Origin of the sequence: Marinomonas sp. (genome assembly GCF_965225885.1) — a bacterium.
In the GTDB taxonomy this organism is placed as follows: domain Bacteria; phylum Pseudomonadota; class Gammaproteobacteria; order Pseudomonadales; family Marinomonadaceae; genus Marinomonas.
This window is the reverse complement of record NZ_OZ245329.1, coordinates 4,497,516-4,515,326: the sequence shown is the minus strand read 5'-3', so window position 1 is coordinate 4,515,326 and position 17,811 is coordinate 4,497,516. Positions and strand designations below refer to the sequence as shown.

At 42.3% G+C, this 17,811-nt stretch carries 15 protein-coding genes; 11 read left to right on the top strand and 4 right to left on the bottom strand.

The window, feature by feature from the left end:
• Positions 1-35: 35 nt before the first annotated feature.
• Positions 36-737 (bottom strand): DNA-binding transcriptional regulator CsiR, encoded by a 702-nt coding sequence (gene csiR, locus ACO05V_RS21610; protein ID WP_421856521.1) that lies wholly within the window; start codon positions 735-737, stop codon positions 36-38.
• Between the two features lie 227 nt (positions 738-964).
• Here csiR and glaH point away from each other — a divergent pair, with 227 nt between their 5' ends.
• The 3 genes from glaH to ACO05V_RS21595 all read left to right on the top strand — a co-directional run bounded on the left by glaH (position 965) and on the right by ACO05V_RS21595 (position 4,377).
• The gene (gene glaH, locus ACO05V_RS21605; RefSeq protein WP_421856518.1) at positions 965-1,918 is read left to right on the top strand and encodes a glutarate dioxygenase GlaH; all 954 of its coding nucleotides are present in this window, start codon (positions 965-967) and stop codon (positions 1,916-1,918) included.
• Positions 1,919-2,063: 145 nt separating this feature from the next.
• Positions 2,064-3,275, top strand: a complete 1,212-nt coding sequence (lhgO, locus tag ACO05V_RS21600) for an L-2-hydroxyglutarate oxidase (protein WP_421856515.1) — start codon at positions 2,064-2,066, stop codon at positions 3,273-3,275.
• Positions 3,276-3,567: 292 nt separating this feature from the next.
• Positions 3,568-4,377: an SHOCT domain-containing protein gene (locus tag ACO05V_RS21595; RefSeq protein ID WP_421856511.1), complete on the top strand. Its 810-nt coding sequence runs from the start codon at positions 3,568-3,570 to the stop codon at positions 4,375-4,377.
• 58 nt (positions 4,378-4,435) lie between these two features.
• On the opposite strand, the gene rsgA is transcribed toward ACO05V_RS21595, so the two are convergent.
• The 3 genes from rsgA to ACO05V_RS21580 form a co-directional block, all read right to left on the bottom strand.
• Positions 4,436-5,563, bottom strand: a complete 1,128-nt coding sequence (gene rsgA, locus ACO05V_RS21590) for a ribosome small subunit-dependent GTPase A (RefSeq protein WP_421856507.1) — start codon at positions 5,561-5,563, stop codon at positions 4,436-4,438.
• A gap of 325 nt (positions 5,564-5,888) precedes the next feature.
• On the bottom strand, positions 5,889-7,874 hold the full coding sequence (locus ACO05V_RS21585; protein ID WP_421856504.1) for a putative bifunctional diguanylate cyclase/phosphodiesterase: 1,986 nt from the start codon (positions 7,872-7,874) through the stop codon (positions 5,889-5,891).
• Between the two features lie 24 nt (positions 7,875-7,898).
• The gene (locus ACO05V_RS21580; protein ID WP_421856501.1) at positions 7,899-8,114 is read right to left on the bottom strand and encodes a YgaP family membrane protein; all 216 of its coding nucleotides are present in this window, start codon (positions 8,112-8,114) and stop codon (positions 7,899-7,901) included.
• Positions 8,115-8,716: 602 nt separating this feature from the next.
• Between ACO05V_RS21580 and ACO05V_RS21575 the strand changes: the two genes are divergently transcribed.
• From ACO05V_RS21575 to ACO05V_RS21540, 8 genes are all read left to right on the top strand, one after another.
• The gene (locus ACO05V_RS21575) at positions 8,717-8,935 is read left to right on the top strand and encodes a hypothetical protein (protein ID WP_421856498.1); all 219 of its coding nucleotides are present in this window, start codon (positions 8,717-8,719) and stop codon (positions 8,933-8,935) included.
• A 373-nt stretch (positions 8,936-9,308) separates the two neighbouring features.
• Positions 9,309-10,613, top strand: a complete 1,305-nt coding sequence (locus ACO05V_RS21570; protein WP_421856495.1) for a C-glycoside deglycosidase beta subunit domain-containing protein — start codon at positions 9,309-9,311, stop codon at positions 10,611-10,613.
• 81 nt (positions 10,614-10,694) lie between these two features.
• Positions 10,695-11,921, top strand: coding sequence for an MFS transporter (locus ACO05V_RS21565; RefSeq protein ID WP_421856492.1), 1,227 nt, complete (start codon positions 10,695-10,697; stop codon positions 11,919-11,921).
• Between the two features lie 6 nt (positions 11,922-11,927).
• Positions 11,928-13,562: a GMC family oxidoreductase gene (locus tag ACO05V_RS21560; protein WP_421856489.1), complete on the top strand. Its 1,635-nt coding sequence runs from the start codon at positions 11,928-11,930 to the stop codon at positions 13,560-13,562.
• Positions 13,563-13,675: 113 nt separating this feature from the next.
• Positions 13,676-14,347: a TetR/AcrR family transcriptional regulator gene (locus ACO05V_RS21555; RefSeq protein WP_421856486.1), complete on the top strand. Its 672-nt coding sequence runs from the start codon at positions 13,676-13,678 to the stop codon at positions 14,345-14,347.
• Positions 14,348-14,510: 163 nt separating this feature from the next.
• A complete protein-coding gene (locus ACO05V_RS21550; protein ID WP_421856483.1) occupies positions 14,511-15,791 on the top strand; it encodes a diguanylate cyclase in 1,281 nt (426 codons plus the stop codon).
• A 46-nt stretch (positions 15,792-15,837) separates the two neighbouring features.
• Entirely contained in the window at positions 15,838-16,590 is a 753-nt protein-coding gene (locus tag ACO05V_RS21545; RefSeq protein WP_421856480.1) for a substrate-binding periplasmic protein, read from the top strand.
• A 104-nt stretch (positions 16,591-16,694) separates the two neighbouring features.
• Positions 16,695-17,747, top strand: coding sequence for a Stealth CR1 domain-containing protein (locus tag ACO05V_RS21540; protein ID WP_421856477.1), 1,053 nt, complete (start codon positions 16,695-16,697; stop codon positions 17,745-17,747).
• The last annotated feature ends 64 nt before the right edge of the window (positions 17,748-17,811 follow it).

The following is a 17,811-nucleotide window of genomic DNA, read 5'->3' as shown; positions in this document are numbered from 1 at the left end:
GGATCTTGGTGATCTGCGCCCTTTTTCGTTGAAAGCTAGTCAAATGGATGGTCGATCACGGCGGTGGCTTGAAGAATCAAACTTGGGCTAAGTATGTGTTTTCGAATGAGGCTTTGGGCGGCGTCTACATCTCGGCTTAATAGCGCGCTTACCAAGGCTTCATGCTCTTTTTTGTTGGCGTCAAACACCGACAAATCCACCATGTTTTTCTTTAACCAGAGATTGCGGTAACGGGACGCTTTTTCGTACAAGCTGTCTCGTACTTGCAGTAAGGCGGGAGACTGACAACCTTCAGCAATAGCGGTGTGAAAGTCATGATGATATTGCTCCCAAAGGTGAGGTTCTTTTTCAAGTAGTTCCGCATGGATCTTCATTTTATGGGCGCAGGCAACGATCTTGGCTTCCCACTCATCGTCTCCACGTTCAATCGCCAGTCCGACACAAAGCGCTTCGATTTCAGAGCGAGTTTCATAAATGTCGATCAGCTCATCTTTGGAAATAGGATGAACTCGAAAGCCCCGTTGGTTTTCCACCACGACCAGTTGTTTCACCATCAGTTGAGATAATGCTTCGCGCAGAGGGCCGACACCAACCTGATAGCGCTCTTTTAAACGCGTCATGCGTAGTTTTTCACCCGGTTGGAAGTATCCCGTCAGAATGTCATAGGTGAGCGCTCCCAATACTTGAGCGGCAGAATTGTCCTTACTGTCCACGTCTATTTTGTCATGTATTTTCATTAATTGGCGCTCATTTGGATTGTTGGTCTTAACCTACTGTTTTATCAGCAATAGTTTTCCATTCTAAGGGAAGGGCAAAAAATAGTTAAGTGAGTTAGATCAAAAATGCTTGACGTTTATTTTAAATGTATTACATTTAATTAAAACGTCGACATTTTGTTTAAATGTCGATTTAAATTTCACTGAGTATTAATGTTCGCCAAAACAAAAACAACAGGAGAGAGACAATGAGCGCCTTAGCAAAACAAACAATCACAGAGCAAGAATTCCAAGGCTTTGCAGTAACCGATTTTCCAGCCAGTAAGCGATTGAAAGTCGTTACCTTGGACGAAGCAACCATTAGAGCTTTTAACGACGCTGTGTCTGAATGGACTGTTCAAGGCATCGAATACAAACCCTTTTTGCGCTTTGAAGTGGCAGATCGCTTAGACGCCATTACTAACTACACGTTAGGTAAATTTTTGAATGCCACCGTGCGAGATCGTGCAACGGGTGCGTTCTTATTGAATTATCAAGGTAGCCCGAATGTTGAAGAGGGTGATGCGCGTACCGAGTTCGAAGTGAAATTGTCTACGGCGGTGTCTCATATTATTGGTCTTTCAAATCACGACGCCATGTACGGCCAATACTATGCTCGTTTTACTGTGCGCAATGTGGATGATTCTGACAGCTATTTGCGTAAAGCTCATCGCCGTATGGAACTGCACAATGACGGTACTTACGTCAACGAGCGTACCGATTATGTCTTGATGCAAAAATTGAAAGAAGAAAACATGCAAGGCGGAGATTCCTTGATGCTGCACCTAGATGATTGGGCAGAATTGGATAAATTCTATAAACATCCATTAGCGAAAAAAGACATTGTTTGGGGCGCGCCAAAGTCCAAAAATGTGGAATCAAAAGTAGAGCATCCTGTGTTTTTTGAAGAAGACGCGGATGGCAAGCCATTGATGTTGTATATCGATCAGTTTGCTGAGCCAAGCAATAAAGCAGAAGGTAAATACTTATACGAAATGGGCGAATCTCTAGAAGCGGACGCGAATTTCCTTTCTGTCCCAATGCCTGTTGGTTCTATGATGGTGATGCACAATCATTTTTGGTTACATGGTCGTGATAAGTTCGTTCCTCACCCAGATCTTTGCCGTGAATTGCTACGTCAGCGTGGTCACTTCACAGAATAAGATATGACTGAGCACGTAAAACAGCGACAAGTGTGAGCTTTGTCGCTGTTTTAGTATATAAACTGAAGTCTTTACTCACGAGTTCGTGCAAAGGTTTCAGCGTATAATAAAAAATACATGATCGAGAGAAAGAGCAGGGGACAAGATGATTTACGATTACATTATTATCGGTGGTGGCATTGTCGGTGTTTCCACTGCATGGCAGCTGCAGCAGCGCCATCCAGAAAAGAAGGTCTTGTTACTCGAAAAAGAATCTGTGTACTCCAAACACCAAACGGGTCATAACAGTGGTGTTATTCATGCTGGCGTGTATTACGCGCCGGGCAGTTTAAAAGCGAAATTTTGCAAGGCGGGTGTAAAAGCCACCATGGAATTTTGTGATAAGCATAATGTGCCTTATGAGCAATGTGGCAAATTGCTGGTGGCGACGACAGAGCTTGAAGTCGAGCGTATGAAAGCCTTGTTCGAGCGCTGCAAAGAAAATGAGCTGGATGTAGAAATGCTTAATGCTGAGCAATTAAAGCAGCGTGAGCCAAACATCGTCGGCTTAGGTGGTTTCTTTGTCAAAGACACCGCTATCGTGAACTATCAGCAAGTGACGACCAAAATGGCGGAAGAGTTCGTCGGGCTAGGTGGCGAAGCGCTATTGAATCATCAAGTGGTTGGTCTAAGAGAAACCGCCGATAAAGTCACGGTGAGCGCTCAACACTATAGCGCGTTGAAGACATTTGAAGGCCGTTTTTTGATTACTTGTTCAGGCCTGATGGCAGATCGAACCACCAAAATGTTGGGCATTCCAACGGATTTTCAAATCATTCCTTTTCGTGGCGAATATTACCAATTGCCAGAAAAATACAACAACATCGTCAATCATCTGATATACCCAATTCCTGATCCTGATTTGCCATTTTTGGGCGTTCATTTGACACGCATGATTGATGGCAGTGTCACCGTTGGGCCTAACGCAGTACAAGGTTGGAAACGTGAAGGTTATGGTCGTATCAATATTTCCTTACGGGATATTAGCGATATGGTGCGTTTTCCTGGATTCTGGCGTGTGCTAAAAAACAACTTGAAGACAGGTATTATCGAAACCAAAAACTCCCTTTGGAAGCCGGGTTACCTCAAGTTGGTGCAAAAATATTGTCCTCAATTAGACGTGTCGGATTTACAGCCTTATCCAGCCGGCATCCGTGCCCAAGCCGTGATGAGGGATGGTTCTTTGGTGCATGACTTTTTGTTTGCCGAAAGCCCGCGTAGTTTGCATGTGTGTAATGCGCCTTCCCCTGCAGCGACTTCCGCCATTCCTATTGGTGGTTATATTTGTGACAAAGTGGCCGAACTGGCGGATAAATAGACGAAGGATCGATGGAATTCGGGCAAAGGTCTTGATCATTAAGTGTCTCGCCTCTTTTTCTTAATATTGGAAGAGAGGTGAGCAAAAAATAAACAGTTATTTATGTCTATTCGAGTGCTTGTCACCATTTTGTAAGACCTGTCTGTGTTAGAGTGGATGCTTACGAAACCTGTTGGTCAGCATGATGCTGCAACCTACTCTTTATTTGTGTCAATGTTCTAGGTGATGTTTGCCTTTTTGCAGCGGCTAGATAAAAGAGAACAGCTCTACGTCCCATTTAGAGAGCTTTACCATGCAAAACTTAACGCAAGATGGACAAAACCTAGTTAATTCCCTTTCCCGTCGTTACAACCTAAGCTTTGACGCTGTGATGCACATGCTGATTGCCGTGAATAATGGCAATGGTTCCATGGCGCAATTTAATTGTCCTGAGCTCGGTGGCGGTGGGCAGTGGATGCGCGGCGGTATGACGATGGTGGGCGACATGTTTAATTATGGTCTGAAATCAACAGTGGATAACCTGTGTAATGAATTGGCCAACGGCTTGGCTAATATGCAAGTGTTCATGCCATTACCAAAAGGCTCACGGTCAAACAATCAATGGTGGCCGGGGGATCTTGGCCAGCCTTTTAGTAGCGGTGCGCAAAACAGCACGCGTTACGCTATTTTCCCAAATCGTCTAGCGGTTGAAGTGAATGGTAATGTGACGGTTTACGATACATTAGACAATAACATTGGTGGTATAAGTCAGCAGCAGGGCGGTAATTCTTCACTGACTTTCTCGAGCCAATACGGCACGATTCCAGTGAATACTTTACCTATTGTTTCGGGGGCGGGTTCATCTAACTCAAATACCCATAATCAAGCGCCACAACAATCAGCAACGCAGAATCAAGCATCACAGAATAACTTTGTGGCTCCGCCTGCACCAATGGCGTTTACGCCAGCTCCTGCGATGCAGTCTTCTCAGAATTTGACTAATGCATCGTCTGTTGATGAAGTGATTCAATTGATTGAAAAGTTGGCGAAATTGAGAGATATGGGCGCGATTTCAGACAACGAATACAATTCTAAGAAAACGGATTTACTGAATCGAATTTGATTGATTAGATCGTTACTAATAAAAAAAGAGGCTCACGATGAGCCTCTTTTTTTCGGTTTTATTTTCCTTTGTCTTGTCGGTGCTTCGATTGGACTCTATTAATGGCTTTGCTAAAGGTTTTCATATGTTGTTTTTGAGCATAGGCACCTTGGGCAGCACGAGCATTAAAAGCGTCCTCTTTTAGCAGTTTTTGATAATTGTCCCAGTGAGATTGAGCCAGTTCACCACTTCCTAAGGCTTGTAAAATCTTGCAGCCAGGTTCGGTTTGGTGAGCGCAATTAGTGAACTTACATTGCCGAGCCAAATGCACAATGTCGTTAAAGGTTTTCTCTATGCCTTCTTGGGCATTGAGTAATTGCAATTCACGAATTCCAGGTGTGTCGATAAACAACACGCCTTGTTGGTTGATTAGTAATTGCCTTGATGTCGTTGTGTGTTTTCCTTTGTCATCATCTTCACGAATGCCGCCTATGGTTTGTATGTCGTCGATCGTTTCAGAGCTGCTCTGATCTATTGCATCTATCCCGACCGCTTGATTGAAAAGCGCATTGATTAACGAAGACTTGCCAACACCTGAAGAGCCAACCATCGCAATGGTCGTACCAGCAGTTAGGTAATGCTTAAGTGACAAAAGAGACTCTGGCTGCAACATCGAGATACCGACGAGGTTATGGACTTTTAAACCACGAATCTGATCTAAAAAATCGTCGATTTTGTCGGTTAAATCGATTTTATTAAGCACAATGACAGGCTCAATATTCGATTCATAAGCCATGGCAAGATAGCGCTCTAACCGTTTGATATTAAAGTCACTGTTCGCGCTGGTGACAATAAAAAGGTAATCCAAATTCGCCGCCATGAGTTGCCGTTTCTGGTTGCTCAAACGCTCTAGCTGGTTTTTCGCTTCTAATACTTCAATGATGCGAAAGTGCTCATGCGCGCGTTCTGCGATCACCCAATCACCGACACAGAAATGTTCACTGACTGGCTGGAAGCTCTCTGAGCAAAGCAGTTCCACTTCGCCTTCATTCCAATTGCTACCTAAGCCTTTGATGACCGAACGATGAATCGCACTGATCCGAAAGACCTGTAATTCATTCGACTGTAGTTTTTCAAACGTTTGTGTGTCTGCTTGTTGCAGAAAGAAGTGGCTCCAACCTAAAGGTTGTAATCTAGATATATTCAATGTTTTAGCTCCGGCTAAAGATACAAAAATTAGTTAGGTAAAACTAAAAACGCCGGATGAGACAACACAAAGAAAGATGCCCTAGAGGGAATCTTAAGAGAGGGGAAGTTCGAAGAAAAACGGTAACGAAACGTATGACGCTATTCTAAAAACAGATGCTCTTTGTTGTCTGAATCGGCGTTGAGTTGAATACAATCATCAATAATCTCCTTAAGTGTTTAAATGGAGCCTAATAGTGTGAGAGTTTTTGGATTAGGTCAAGTTACTGTTGTCGCTATTTATTGAGTTACTCAGCGGATAAGCCACTTAGTCTTAAATAACAATTTCATTCGACTAAAGCGAGTTGTAGCGGCAGATAGGAATCATTTTTTAACATGTTTAGCATTTTATGTGCCGTCATCGGTTTGGCGTAATAATAACCTTGTCCATAAAGACAGCCTATTTTGATTAGCATGTCAGCTTGTGATTTGTTTTCTATGCCTTCTGCTATGGCTTCGCATTCAAAGGAGCTTGCGAGCATGATGACGGAAGACACGACAGCTTGTTTTCTAGCGTCATGATCAATTCCATCAATAAAAGATCGGTCGATTTTTATATGACTTACATTTAGGTTGCTGATGTAAGACAGAGAGCTCATGCCTGTCCCAAAATCGTCTATGGCTAATTTAATGCCCGCATTTTTAAAGAGATTTAAACTTTTAGATATGTCATCTATATTAACGCTGGTTTCTGATTCGATCAGTTCAATTTCCAGTTTGTCTGGGGGAATTTCATACTTTTCAAGCAAGGTAAGAGTGAACTCTAATAGACTTGGATCAAGCAAATTATAGGGCGATAAATTGATTGCGATGGGAGTAAACAGACCTTGCTTGTGCCAAAGATTAAGCTGCTCAATAGCGTTTGCAATAATATAGCGGCCAAATTCTTGAACGCGACCACTTTGCTCTATTAACTCAATAAAATGCACTGGAGAGAGCAAACCATCTGTTGGGTGGTACCAACGAGCCAATGCCTCCACGCCGATAATATGGCCATCTTTAAGTGATACTTTAGGTTGATAATGAAGCTTAATTTGTCTGTCAGACAAGGCATTATCTAAATCTGCACGAAGTTTTAAGCGCTGGTGACCGCACTGGATGTTTCTTTCGCTGAATAGGCTCCAGCCACTGCGGTTTTTTTTTGCGTCATCCATGGCTGTATCAGCGTAAAGGATTAACGATTCTGAGTCTGTTGCTTGGCTTGGATAGTGTGAAAGACCAATACTAGCGCCTGTACTAATCGCGAGTTTATTGATCATTACTGGTTCATTACAGGTAATGATTAGCTTTTGTACAAGGTTTTTAGCTTGTTCTACACTTACCTCTGGCGCCCAGATGATAAACTTATCCCCGCCAAATCGAACCAGTGTTTGTGTGTTATTTATTACTTCTTTGAGCTTCTGTGCCACTTTTACTAAAAGAGCATCACCTGCCGCATGCCCAAATGTATCGTTTACTTCTTTAAATTTGTCCAAATCGATGACAAAGAGGCAAGCTTGGGTAAGGGGGGATTCGTTTATTTTTCTCGATTTTGAAGACTTTTTGTCTAATGGGTCTTGTATGATGTCTTTCATCATATTTCTAAGAAAAAGCCGGTTAGGAAGTCCTGTCAATGAATCATGGGTGGCAAGATGAGCAAGTGAATCATTTTTGTCCTGAACGCGTTTATTCATCCAAGAGGATAGAGTGATTGCAAACCAAGTGGCTAACCAGAAGACAATGATGGAGGTGATGATTAGACGCTTCATCACAAAGGTAAGCGTATTATCAATATTGTTTGAGGTTTTGATAATGATGACTTGGTAGTTATCGTCTTTGACTATTTGCCAAAGAAATTTCTTTCCGTTAACGGTTTCTTGACCATTTGTCATATTGACGGAATATAGTGAAGTGCTGGTTAACAGGGTGACTTTAGAGAGTAATTGATCCGTCTCAACAGGATCCATTTCATGATCAATAGACCATTCTAAATCAGGCCCAGTGATTTTGAGATATAGTTTTGATGCATCGAAATCACCATTAAAATATACCAACTTAATGAGTTCTGAGAGTTGCTCTTTTGAATCTTCCTTTTCTGTTATGAGAAGTTCGCCATGAATCATCATCGCTTGCCGCTGCAGTGAATCTAACGCGGTTTTCAGACCTAAATCAGCTGTAAGTCGATAGGATACAACCACATAAATAGTAGAGACAAACAACGCAACGGTCAGACAAATTAGTATCAGCTTTAGACGAAAGGACTTGTCTCTTTGTAACTCTAATAGTTGTGGCATAAAAACCTTGAAGGGTGAATGTTTTTATTGTTTATTTTTGCAGGTGCTGATGCCTGAAAAATGATAGACGGGGCACCACCCAAACAGTAGAGATATTAAATTGAGTACGCCAAATACGCCGATTAATACTTCTAATACGGGTTCATCTAAATAGTCGCCATAGAATAGCGCAAAACCAGTAAAAACAATCCCTACCACGCCCCGTATGGCTCTATCCAACGGGTGTAAATTTTTCTTCATTTTGGGACTGCCTCTTATTTATACAACAACTACGATGAAATAGTCGGCTGTGAGTAGTTAAGAAACAAGATCAAGACTGTAAGGAATTGCATCGCAATGTAATTGCTGTGTAATGAGCAATGTTTTTTCTTTGGGAGGAGGCTAGGGTATAAAAAGCTGAGACTGGCTGATAGCTTAACTCAATCACTTTAAAGCTGAATACAGATAGAGTAAGTGAACTGGCATTGATTCTTAATTGAAAAGCTAGTTCCCCAGCCCTTCTCTATCTTTTTCAGCGTCTATGTTTTGACTGAGTACAATGGCTCTACTGCTACATTTGGAATGTTCAAATATATTTGAAAAGCTTATCAATATATTAAAAAAATAAAATTAATTTATCTGTATCAATCGGGCACACTGAAAAAAGTTGATGAATAGCGGGTTGAATATTAGCCTTGTTGAGTTTCTATTTGAGTTTCTATTAACGCATTTTCGTAAGGATAAAAATAAAATGAAGACAATAAAAGGACCTGCCATTTTTTTTGCACAGTTTGTGGGCGATGAAGCCCCTTTTAATAGTTTCGATGCAATTTTTGGCCCTATTAGGTTATAAAGGCGTGCAAGTGCCCACTTGGGACCAGCGTTTGATTGACCTTGAACGGGCGGCAAATAGCCAAGATTATTGTGACGAGTTGATTGCTACGGCAGCGAAACACGGCGTGGTGATCTCGGAATTAGCATCTCTGAGTCAAGCGGCGGCCAGTACCTCACGTGTTCCATCCGGTCATCCAGAAGGTTATTTAGAGGCGTTTGCTAATTTATATCGAGAATTTGCGCTATAGCTTACGGAAAATAAAAAATCTGATGTCCTTCCAAGCCTGTCTGATGGTTTGCATGGTATGAAGTTTATTGCTGCAACGGTAGCGTCGAGTAAGCAAGGCTGCGAATGGATTCCTTTGTGTTAATAAGATCTTAGCGAAGCCTGTTAGCTAAGATTTTGTGAACAATAATAAAATAGAATTATATTTTATTTATAGTCTTGCTTTTTGCTCTCTAAAATAGAATTATATTCCAGTAATATTTTCACTGTCGAAAAATTAAAATAACTAACCGATAAAGTGATGGTGTCATTGCCCTTTGGAAGTAACGCTTTTGGTGGTTTGGCCTAGGCCAACCATTGAGGTCAATGATCATAGCCATCCCAAGGAAACTAACATGTTAGAAAGAACCATTATTCAGTCTCGTGGCTGTAAAAATGTGACATTGCCAGATGGCAAGCCTGGATTTCAATTTCAAATTCGTAATCCAAATTACCGAGGCGTACAAGCAAGCTTGGTTGATGGCATCGACATTAAGCTAGACGGTCGTTCCTACGAATTCGATAGTGCTTTGTGGACTTTGCAAGGTGAAACGTATCGTTTAGAGCAGCTACGTCAGAGCGTCGACGTTCGCTGGCAGTTGGATGAATTGGCGACCATTACCTTACCCATTGAACAGCCTGTTCAATGTGGTGTTCATGATTTATTTGTGTGTGTCTTCATTCGTCGACCTTACATTCCTGCTCAATTTTCTCGTTCTCCTTTTAAAACCTCAGCGAAAGTTGTTGTCGTTGAAAACGATGATTTGGTTTCTGATATCAAGTTGGGTGTATCGACTTACAGTTATTCTGGTGATATCAACACGCTAATGACATTGGAAGATGTGATGGCGGATATAGCTGACATCGGCGCAAGCGGTTTAGAAATGCTGAGTGAAGGTGATATTCCTGGCTATCCAAATGTATCTAGCACTTGGCTGGACAACTGGTTTCGATTGCTGGATCAATATAAGTTGCAGCCAACCAATCTAGGTACTTGGGTTGATACCAATATGTGGTTAGATCGAGACCTCACCGTAGTGGAAGGGGCTGCACAAATTCAGAAAGATCTTCAAATCGCGTCACAGTTAGGCTTTTCTTCTATTCGTCCTAAGTTTGGCGTGACGTCTCTTGATTTATTGCCTCATCCTATTTGGCGTGAAGCGGTAGAGCGCTCTCTAGAGCTGGCGAATAAGTTGGACATCATCATTTGCCCTGAAATTCACAGTCCAACGCCAATCAAACACATTGTTACGCAAGGCTATATCGATTTTATTGAGGAAACAAAAACCGATCATTTCAAACTCATTATCGATACGGGCATTTTTCAGACAGCACCTTGTGATGATGGTCATGAAGGTATTGAGCTTAAGCCGGGTCAGAAAAGACCGCCATTCCTTGAACCACTTAAAGTGCCAATGGCAGATCTTGAAGAAATACTGCCACATGTTCATTTTATTCAATCTAAGTTTTTTGAAATTGATGATCAGCTTAATGATCTGCATGTGCCATGGGCTGACATTATTAAGACATTACAGGCGAACAATTGGTCTGGTTGGTTATCCAGCGAATACGAAGGGCGTCGAGAGCCTTATCGCGGTCGTGATCAGATCCGCCGTCAGCATGCATTATTGCGCTCGTTGCTTAATCAGAATAATCACTAACTAGCAGAGAATGAAAAAAAACCAAAAAACAGAGAATGAAAAAAACCAAAAAACAAAAATAATATTTTGGAGATTAGACTTATGTTTGGTATCACACAACCAAGATCTACCCGTGGGCGTGGCACAACGGCGAAAGGTATTACCTTACTTTATGCTCAAATTTTACCGGTTATGGCGATTGTTTCGTTATTTCCAGCGATTCCCAAGCTGTTCCAACATTTTGGTAGCGTGGAGCACGCGGCTTTTTTAATTCCGATGATCGTCACCATCCCTTCTCTGTTTTTGGCTATTTTTGCGCCTTTGGCTGGCATTGTGTCAGATCGTTATGGCCGACGTATTTGTTTTATTGGCGGTATGGCTGTTTATTCCATTGCGGGTTTAGTGCCTGTGCTGGTAGATCGGCTCGATATGATCGTTGCCAGTCGTGCCGTACTGGGGATTGCGGAGGCATTTGTTATCACAGTTTCCAGTACCTTGATAGCCGACTACTTTGGTGAGAAGCGTCATGGATGGGTGTCTTGGGTTGGGATATCGACATCTATCGCCGGAACCTTGTTGATTGTAGCTGGTGGTGTGTTGGCTGATATTAGCTGGAAAGGACCATTCTTTATTTATTTACTTGCCATTCCTGGCTTTATTATGACGTTGGTATTCATTGATGAGCCAATAAAATCTAACTCGGAATCCAGTGAAGAAGTAAAAACACTTGGCTTTCCGTTTAAGTTGGCCATGTTAATTGGCGGTGTAACCTTTGTTTCTTCTATCATTTATTATGTAGAGCCATTAAATATTGCCAATATTTTATCTGCTTCTGGCATTGATTCATTCTCTAAAATTGGGGTTATTCAGGCCATCACAACCTTGCCTTATATTTTAGGTGCCATTCTATATCGTTGTTTATTCCGCTGGAGAATCGGTCATCTACTTGCTCTTTCGGGTATGTTTATTGCTGTTGGTCAGGTTGTTATTGGTTTCGCACCTAATTATATCTATGTCTCGATAGGCGCTTGTATTCAGCAACTTGGTGCCGGCATGGTTATTCCTGCTCTACTGGCGTGGGGACAATCCATCTTACCTTTTGAGCAACGTAGTCGAGGCATGGGAATTTGGGCAACGGCCTTCTTTACCGGAACCTTTGTTTGTCCTGTATTGGTTAGCCTTGTTGAACAAGCCCACGACTTACATATCGCGATGGTGACATTTGGTGTTATCTCGTTCGTTCTTGCTTTATTCAGTTTCGTGTTCACTCAATCAACAAAAAATACGCTTGTGAATAAACACTCTCATGCTGCTCAGAAGGGGCGATAAATCACTATGACACTACATACAAAACACTTTGATTACATAATTGTTGGCGCAGGTTCTTCTGGCAGTGTGTTGGCTGATCGACTCAGCGCTGATGGAAAAAGCAGCGTGCTCTTGGTGGAAGCTGGTGGACGTAACCATTCAGAATTGGTGAATATGCCACGGGCATTTTTGAAAATGTGGGGCACACCAGGCTATTTTTCTTACTTTCCAATTAAGAATCAAAAAGACAGACCTGATGATGAAACTTGGGTTTATGGAAGAGGGTTGGGTGGCTCCAGTTCAACCAATGGCACGTGGTTTTTGCGGGGGATGCAGGCTGATTATGATTCATGGCGAGATATGGGCTTGAGTGAGTGGTCTTGGGAAGAGGTGTCTCGTTGTTTTAATGAAATGGAAAGCTATCGTTATCCACATGCGCATGCTTCTCGCGGTAAAAATGGCCCATTGCAAATCACCGAACTCCCTTACCGATCGCCTGTGCTTGATGCGGTTCTGAAAGCAGGTAAAGAATTTGGCCTTCCTATCTTGAAGGATATTAATACACCGAATACTCAAGGTATTGGTTATACCCAAGCTACAGTTGATCGCAGCGGTCGGCGGGCATCGTCATACCGTGCTTTTTTGAAACCTGCCTTAGGGCGAAGTAATTTGACGGTTATTACGGATACGTCTGTGCTGCGTATTTTAATGGAAGGACACAAAGCCACAGGGATTCGTTGTAAACAAAATGGTGCTGAATTTGATGTTTATGCGGATCGTGAAGTGATTGTTAGTGCCGGAGTGATGCAAAGTCCAAAACTGTTGCAGGTGTCGGGTATTGGTCCAGCAGACGTATTGCAACGTGCTGGTGTGGCGTTAGTGAAGGAGTCTCCTAACGTCGGTCGAAACTTGGTGGATCACGCCATGCTATCTATCTCTTTTCGTATGAAAAATGCCAGAGGAGCCAACTTCGAATTTGGTGGCTGGCGATTAGCTAAAAACGTATTGCAATATTACCTCACTAGAACGGGTCAAATGGCCTATACGTCGCCAGAGTTAACCGCGCTTATCTCCATGAAAGGTGAGGATCATTGGCCGGATGTGCAATTCGGCGTAGGGCCATTTTCGATGCGTTCATCTGAGGAAATGAAAGCGAACCCAGGGCAGGGGGCTCTTGAAGATAAACCAGGTCTGACAGTGAATGCGATGTATTTGCGACCTAAAAGCCGTGGCAGTATTGCAATAGAATCATCCGATATTAATGTGCCAGCTGTGAATGATGCCAATTGGTGGGGCAACGAAGAGGATCGTCAGACTTATATTGAATTGGTGAAGTTGATTCGACGATTTATTGCGCAGCCTACCTTGTCTAAATACGTCGAGCATGAGGTTTCACCGGGTGAGTCGTGTCAAACCGATGAGCAAATATCTCAGGCATTGAATTGGTTAGTTAGCGCAGGTCTTCACGGTACAGGAACTTGCCGTATGGGCTCTCCTGAAGATTCTGTTTTAGACTCTAGACTTAGAGTTCATGGTATTGAAGGATTGCGGGTCGTCGACTGTTCTTCCATGCCGACACCGCCTTCAGGTAATACCAACGGACCTGCGATGATGCTAGGATATCGAGCCAGTGAATTGATTCTTGAAGATAGAGATCGATAGTTTCTAGGATGTCCTCTTATGTCGCCTGTTTTTTTTGGGCATAAGAGGAGGTCTTATTTTTAATCTTCTATAATCGTCGCCATTCTAACTCGTATCTCTAAGTGATGATGAATATGCCCGGATCGCAAAAAGTAACCCCAAAGCTAGATACCAAAGGTTTAGCGACAAGAAAGCCTCAGCAAAATAGAAGTGTTGCTTCCCTTCATCGTATGTTTAACGCTACGTTGGAGCTTTTGTACGAGCGTAAGTCTGAAGATTTTACATTGCAGGAAGTCAGTATAAGAGGCGATGTTTCTATCGGCTCAATCTACTATCGTTTCAAAAACAAAAATGATTTAGTTCGCGAAGTGTTTGTGCAAAGCTTGTCTGAAGTGGCTAAAAAAGAAGAAGAAACGGTTATCAGACTTAAAAACGAGTGTTCTTCTTTAAATCAGTACGTACCAAAATACGTTGCTGAATACGCGAATATTCTTCGTAGCAATGAGCTTCTCATGCGTTTGTCCATGAACCATGCCAGTATTGATCTTCAGGCAAGTGTGGCTGGTAATGCTCAAATGAAAAAGGCTATGGAAATCAGTGTTGGTGGGCTATTGCATTTTCAAAGTGACATCACCGGAAATGCAAGTTTAAAGGCCAGTATTGTGTTTCAAATCGTGTTTGCAGCATTAGCACGGCATCTCAGTTTGGATTCCGCGGATGATTCATTCTTTAAGCAAGACTGGGATGACTTAATCGTCGAGCTTGGGGTGATGTGTCTTTCTTATTTAAAAAGTGATCAGGTTTGATTTTCGATAGCTTTATCATGCTCTGCCAAAATGGCAATGATCACAGCAACAATCATCTCTCATGCAAGGTGAAGTACCAAACTTAGTTAAGTTTGTTCCATTAGCTACGGTAGTCATCTAAGATAAACGTTAGTTTAAAGTTTATTGGAAAGGGTTGTTGTTAATGTTGGTAAGGTTTCTGCGTCCAAACAATCTATCCCAAAAAATGATGCGTGTGATTTTTTCCATTTACTTGGTTGTTACTCTTCTAATCACAAGTTTGCAGTTTTTGAGTGAATATCTGAAAACGCAGGATGCCATTGTCAGGGAACTACAGCAATTAGAAGCTACCGTTCGTGGCCCGATTTCGACGAGCTTGTGGCAGTACAACCATAACCAGTTAGACTCGCTCACCTCTGGGCTTATCAAGATGCCGATAATCGAAGGTGTTGATGTCTTCGATCAAAATACGCAAAGCATTATGTCTAAAAGAGCCTACAATCCAACCTCAGTTCCTTTGTCCATTTTCGATTCGACATCAGAGTTAAACTGGACTTTAAATGGCAAAAGCATGCCTCTTGGTACCTTGGTACTTTATTCATCATCAGGCGTGGTGCTAGAACGAGTGTGGTTTGGTTTTGCCTTGATTGCTATTACCGCATTCATCAAGTTAACTGTTTTATTTGGGTTGTTCATTTGGGCCTTTGATCGCTATTTAGCCAATCCTTTGAGAGAGCTAATGTCGCAAGTAAATGAGGTGCAATTAAGCCAAAGCATCAGTAAGCGCATTAATCTATCGAACACCGAAAATAACGAACTTAGCCAGCTTCAAGAGCATATGAATAATATGCTTTCCGCTATGTCTTCGGACAGGGAGCGATTTATAGAAGACGAACAAGCCAAGCGAGATTGGTTAGAAGATGCCGTGGCAAAACGCACCGAGGACCTACAAATCCTTAATGAAAAGCTCAAATATTTAGCAACAAGGGATTCATTAACAGATGTGTTAAATCGCGGAAGCTTTTTTGAAACAGCACAGCAGCTGTTGCTTTTATCTCAGCGTCAAAAATCGACCGCGTCTTTTATCCTGATGGACTTAGATTACTTCAAGAAGATTAATGATACTTATGGTCATTTTATTGGTGACAAAGTATTGATTCATTTCACCCAAACGCTACAAGTTTTTTTACGAAAATCAGACCTTCTTGGCAGAGTAGGCGGAGAAGAGTTTGCCATATTTCTTCCCGATACCGGATTAGACGATGCCTTTCAGCTTGCCGATAAAATACGTCAAGCGATTAGTGATTCAACGTTGGAGGTGGAAGGTCACAATGTCACTTATACTGTAAGCCTTGGCGTTGAGTCATCGGAGCCAGAAGATCAATTAATTGATGAACTATTTAAACGTGCCGATTTGAAGTTGTACGGGGCGAAAGATAAGGGTAGAGACCGTGTTGAGAAATAGCAAACTAAGAATACTATCCTTCCTTATGTTTTCTTTGGGAGTAAGTGTGTCTAATGTTGGCCACACAACGACGCTAAAAGTGTGTTACGACCAATGGCCACCGATGACGATATTTTCAACAAAAGATGCGCCTGAGCGCGGTGTCGTCATCGACATGGTGGAACAAATATACGCTTCTAAGGGTTATACGTTGGAATATTATGAGGTGCCGCTAGCAAGAGGGCTGGATATGGTGGCAGATGGACTCTGTGATATGCTGCCAGAATATCTTTATTCAAAAAATCCAGACAATGGTTTTGTCTATGCCAATGAGGCGACATTTTCATACGCCACCGCTTTTGTTGTCAGGAAAAATGATTCCTGGCGTTATCAAGGTATTCAGTCTTTAAACGGCAAGCGCCTCGCCACTGGGCCCGGTTGGGATTACAGTTCAATTAGTGTTGGCTATCAGCATTATATCGATGACCAGAAAAACGCCAACTTTGTCGAAGTAATCGCGGGTTATGATGATGTGGTTGACCGTATTTTCCTTATGATTAAAGATAATCGTGTCGATTTATACGCCGATAACGATCTTGTTCTTCAATATGTTTTAAACCAACTTAACTTAAATGATGACCTTAGAATCGTGCGCCCCGGGTTTGAAAATAAACTGGTCGAAATGCCCATATTTTCAAGAAAAATTTCCGCTGACAAAAGACAAGACTTGATCAATATTTGGAATGAAGGCCGCTTGGCGATGAAAGGCGAAAAAGAGCAAACACTTCTTAATAAGTACAAAGTCTCATTGGGAAAATAGCGTAATATAGCCCTTTTTTCTTTTAAATAGTTACCCATCTAGAATTAACGAATTCGACGGTGAACCTGAATCACCGTTGCCATCACCTAAGAGATATCTACTGAATGCTAAGCAATACAACCGAACTCCAGCTTGAACCTATTGATGCTGTCATCACTTGGGTCGATGGGAATGCTGTGAAACATCGCCAAAAACGACAAAAATATATGGCAATGGAGTCTTTGCCACTGCATGAAAATGCAGCTAACCCTCATCGATGGATGTGTAACGATGAAATTTTGTATTGCATCCAATCAATTGAAAACCATGCTCCGTGGATAGGTAAAATCTGGATTGTGGTTGATGAGAAAGGCCCCGATTTATCAAGCCTTTCTGAAAGTATTAGAGCCAAGGTGCATCTTGCTTATCATGCGGAAATCTTTGATGGGTTCACGCATGTTTTACCCACATTTAACTCTTTGGCCATTGAAAGCCTGCTGTGGCGTATTGAAGGATTGAGCGAGCGATTCATTTACTTTAATGACGATGTATTCTTAGCTGCTCCGTTAAAACCGACTGATGTGTTTGATGGTCTAGCTCCTGTTTTACGAGGGAAATGGGCTGATTTTAGTGAGCGGATTAGCGGCAGCGAAGCACAAGATGACCCTGCGAAGTTCCACTATTTCATGCAGATAAATGCTGCCAAAATTATTGGATTTCCGGCTACAAAGTTGTTTTCAGCAGCCCATGTCGTGCACCCTTTTCGACGTTCAAAAATGGCTGAATTGTTCGCTCGGTATCCTGATGACTTCCTCCGCAACATTAAACACAAATTCCGAAACTTGGAGCAATTTCTCCCTCAGGGCCTGCATAATCATGCTTGTATCTTGGGCAACGAGGCCAACATCAACACGACAGGTGACCATCTTCACATTTCAAGTGGATATGGAAAAGGGCTGCCTCCTGCCGACACTCTTGCTCTACTGACCAGAGCGACCGATCCTGAGATCAAGTTTTTATGCGTGAATGATCTCCCTCAACTGGTCGAAATTATCCCCAACGCTGCTGAATGGATCGCTAAGGCTATTGGTGGTTTTCCGGGGTTGGCTGAAAATACAGCCATTGAAGAGTTGTGCTTGCAATCAGAGGAAGCAGCGACAAATTTGGCTGAAGCATGATGTTGCTATCAAACAAAGTATTTGCGGAATGAGGGGCTCGTTTACAAAGAAATAAGGGGGCCTA